Annotated in this window: 1 protein-coding gene; it reads right to left on the bottom strand. The window is 73.7% G+C overall.

All coding sequences use genetic code 11. From position 1 onward, the window contains the following. Positions 1-4,049, bottom strand: a 4,049-nt coding sequence (locus QZY48_RS24280; protein WP_295435920.1) for a tetratricopeptide repeat protein, incomplete at its 3' end; no start/stop codon positions are given. Between the last annotated feature and the right edge of the window lie 184 nt (positions 4,050-4,233).

Here is a 4,233-nt window from a genome sequence, read left to right as displayed (position 1 = left end):
GGGGCCGGGGCGGCGAGGGCCTGCGCGACCAGGCGGATCAGCGGCAGGTGGGGCTGGAGCCGGTGGCGGGTGCCGGGGAAGGCGCGCAGGGCCGCGCGGGCGCGGCGGCGGTGGGCGCTGGACTGGGCGGCCAACGCGGCGGCGGTCGCGGGGTCCGGGGCGGCGGTGCGCTCGCGGTCGGTGATCTGGGCGAGGATGTTGTGGGTCTGCCAGATCTCGGCCGCGCCCGGGTCCAGGGTCTCCCTGATCGCCAGCGACTCCTCCGCCAGGCGCCTGGCCTCGGCGAGTCGGGTGGGTTGGGACTGGAGGAGGTCGGCGAGGTTGTTCAAGCGCGTCGACAGGCCTGGACGGTCATCGAGTCGCCGGCCGGCATCAATGGCCTTGCGGTACCAGTGCTCGGCCGCCTCCGGCCTGCCGGCGTTCGCGGTGACGATGGCGAGGTTGTTCCAGGTCCGGGCGGCGCCGACCAAGTCGCCTCGCTGCTCCTTGATCCGTGCCGCCTCCCGGTAGTGGCGCTCCGAGTCGTCCCAGCGGCTCGCCCTCAAATAGACCTCGCCGAGCTGATTCCAGTAGACCGCCTCGCCGGCCGGTTCGCCCAACCGCTGGAAGAGGTCCAGGGCCTCGCGGTAACGACGCTCCGCCTCATCGAGCCGGCCCTCCCGCATGGCCAGGGTGCCGAGCTGACCGAGGGTGACGCCCTGGCCTCGCTCGTCGTTCAGCGCCTTCTTAACTTCCAACCCATCCTCGTAGGCCCGCCGCGCCCCGGCATAGTCCCCGCGGTCGGTAAGCACATCGGCCAGGCAGGTCAGTGCAGCCGCGCGCTGGCCCCTGACATGGTCCGTCTGCTCCAGCCGTTCTAGGATGGCGATATGCTCCCTTTGGCTTATGGCGGCGAGGTCCGGCCGGCCACCGGCCCTCAGGCAGCGGCCGAGCCAACCCAGGGTGACGGCACGCTGATAGCTCGGTGTCTCGCCGAGCCGCGCCAGGAGCGATTCAAAGCAGCCCATGGCCTCGCCGATCCGGCCGGTGTCGAGCAGCCGCTCACCCCGGTTGGACTCGGCCAGGAACCAGTCGGCCAGGTCGTCCGCCCGGGCAGCGGCACCGGCGCGCCCGAGCAGGTCGTCGGACTCCCGGCCGAGCCCGAAGTTGCCGAGGAACTTGTTCAGGCTGTTGGCAAAATCGACCGCCCCCGGCTCCCCCGCGGCCAGTGCGCCATGGCAGGCGTGGATCAGGTTGGGCAGTTCCAGCCGGGCGATGGCCCGGGTCTGGTGCGGGTGCTTGGAGTCCTCGTCATACAGGTATCGGACCGTCTGCGCATACCGCGCCCGGTGCGCCTTGGTCAGCCGCTCCCGCTCGGGCGCGTCCAGTTCGGACCACAGGAGCGGGGCCAGGCTGGGGTGGAAGCGCAGGTAGGGCCAGCGGACGCCGGGGAGCGGCTCGGGCTCGATCAGGGCCGCGGCCACGAGTTGGTCACGGACCTGGGTCCAGGCGACGGCCTCTCCCCTGCCCCCTGCTGCGGCCGGGGCCGGGGTTGGGGCCGCGAGCCGGGCGCGGAAGTCATCGACCTGCCCCGCAATCTGGTCGCGAATCTGCGCCAGGGTCTCCGGCGGCAGGACGGCGCCCTCCGGCATCCCGCTCGCCCGCAGGACCGGCCCCAGGTCCCCGGACGCCGGCGCGTCCAGGAGCATCTGCAACTGGGCGCGGCCCTGCGCGTCCGGCGGCACCTCGTCCGGTACGCCCAGGCCGGTGATGGCGAGCAGGTCGTCCTCGCAGGCGCCGCCCTGGAAGACCCCCAGGCGCGGGATCAGGGCGCGCGCGGCCGGGTCCAGGCGGTCGAGCGAGAGTTGGATGGAGGCGCGAAGGAGCGCGGGCGTCCCGCCCGCGTCGTCGGTGCGGGACGCCCCGACTCCTTTGAGCAACGCCTCCAGTCGCTCGCCCAAGGCCGCCGGCCCGCGGTCCTTGAGCTGCTGCGCCAGCACCAGAATAGAGAGCGGATGGAAGGCGACCCGCTCGAAGAGATCGATCAGCGCGCCGCGCCCGGGGGCCGGGACGCTCGGCAGCGGGGGCAGCAGGGCCAGGGCGGCGTACCACTCCAGCGCGTCGTCCGGGTTGTACCGGCTGCCCAGACCGGTGAGCGGGATGGCGCGGTGGACCCGGGTCCCGGCGGCGCGGAAGGCGGGGTGGTCAAGCTCCGGTTGGCGGGTGGTGCAGAGGATGCGGGTGCCGCGGTGCCGGGGGTCGCGGCACTGGACCGCGGACCAGGCGGCGGCGGCGTCCAGCAGTTCATCCAGGGCGGGCTTGAGGTCGGGGGCCGCCAGGGGCTCCAGGTTGTCGAAGATGACGAGGGTGGGGGTGCGGCGCAGGGCCTCCAGGGCGGCCTCGGCGTCGGCGAGCGTCGTGTGCAGCACCGTGCCGATGGCGTTGAGCGCGGCGCGCAGGGCGTCGCGGCCCTGCTCGTGGGCGAAGTTGACCCAGACGACGGCGTCGAAGAGCCCGGTCCGCTTCAGCCAGCGGCCGGCTTCGAGCGCGAGCGCGGTCTTGCCCTGGCCGCCGAAGCCGGTCAGGGTCAGGCGCAGCGCCGCCTGGGGGGTGTCGGCGGGGGCGGAGAAGGCGCGCTCGATCGCCCAGAGCTCGCGGCGACGGCCGTGGAAGCCGGTTTCCGGGAGCGTGGGCGTCCCGCCCGCGCGCGCCCGCGGGGCATCCAGGCCATCACCCTCCGCCGCTCCCGGCAGCAACAGCGGCAAATCCTCCCCCATCTGATAGAGCGCCGGGATGAACCAGTCCTGGAGACTGAGCCAGACCCGCTCCTCCCCCCGCTGGACCTGGTACTTGCGCGGGTCCTGGGCCAGGCGCAGGCGCGCCGCGTCGAGCGACTCGCCCAGGGTGCGGCGGCGGGCAAGTTGCTTATAGACCTCGCCGAACAGGGTGCGGGTGGTCGCGACCAAGACCGAGTGGGTCATGGCGAGCACGGCGGGGATGCCGGTGGCGGTGAGGCGCGCCGCCACGCTGCCCAACTCGGCGGGCCGCTGGCCCGCCGCGTCGTTCGATTCGTTGGTTTCTTGAGCGGGGGCCTCGGGGTGTGCGGGGTCCTGGGCGGCGACGGCGGCGGATTGGCAGGCGGAGAGGATGACCAGGGCGACACGGCGCCGGTGCAGGGTCTCGCCCAGGCGGTGGGCGGGGACGAAGTCGGTGCCGCCCGCGGCGTCCTCGAAGAGGAGGTAGCCGGTGTCGGGCGGGTACTCGCCCGGCCCGCCCTGGTCCTTTTGGACGGATTCGGCGGGGGCGCCGGACTTGCCGCCGGCCGCGTGATGGCGGGCCGGCAGATTGCCCGCGCGGTCGAAGACACCGTGGCCGTCGAAGTGCAGGCAATCGACGGGCGGCAGGTCGGTGCGGCCCAGCCGGTCGGTGAGGGCCGCGAGCGTGGGCGGGCGCAGGAACTCGCAGGTCACGCGGCCCGGGGCCTCGGCGTCGAGTGCGTCCAGCACGGCGCGCGGGTCCAGGCGCGGGTCGAGGAAGCCGGCGTCCGTGGGGCGGCTGACGACGAAGAGGAGATGCAGCCGCTCCTTGGGCGCGACCGGGAAGGGCAGGCGCCCTTTGCCGATGCCGGCGACCCGGCGGCGGATGGAGAGGCGCTCGTGGAAGAGATAGGTGCCGTCGGGGGACTGGGGGTCGTGGAGCAGTTCCCAGGGGAGCGCCAGCACCGTCGGGTCGAAGGCGCTGATGGTGATGAGCCGGGTCTGCGCCTGGTCGGCGGGTGCCAGATCCAGGTCCTGGAAGCGGTCGAGGACGCGCACGGCCTCGCGTGCGGCGAAGACGGACCTGAAGAGCGCCTTGCCCAGCGCGGGCAGCCGGGCGCGGATGCGCGCCGCCTCGGTGTCGTCCGGGTCGCCCAGGGCGCGGGCGCCGTAGGTCTCGATGTACCAGGCGATGTCCGCGTGGTCCTTGGGCGTGAAGGGGTCCGCGAAGGGCAGCGGACCGGACGGCTGGCCGTCGAGGCTGACGACCACATGATCGGCGTCGGGGAATTGGAGGTTCAGTTCGGCGGCCATCCGGGGGGCTCCCTATTTGATCCGGGTCAGCCGATAGTAATCCCTTTTGCGGGTGCTGGTGAAGCGGCGCCCTGGGTCCCAGCCCGGGCGAGCCGCGCGGCAAGGCTCGGGCCACTGGGAGCGCCGCACCCCAGTGCGGCGACGGCCTCGCGACCTCACGCAAGGCCGCGGGCGCCGGCGCGGG

It is taken from the genome of uncultured Thiodictyon sp. (assembly GCF_903828115.1).
Classification (GTDB): Bacteria; Pseudomonadota; Gammaproteobacteria; order Chromatiales; family Chromatiaceae; genus Thiodictyon.
Note: the sequence above shows the minus strand (reverse complement) of the source record. Positions and strands in the feature narration are given on the sequence as shown.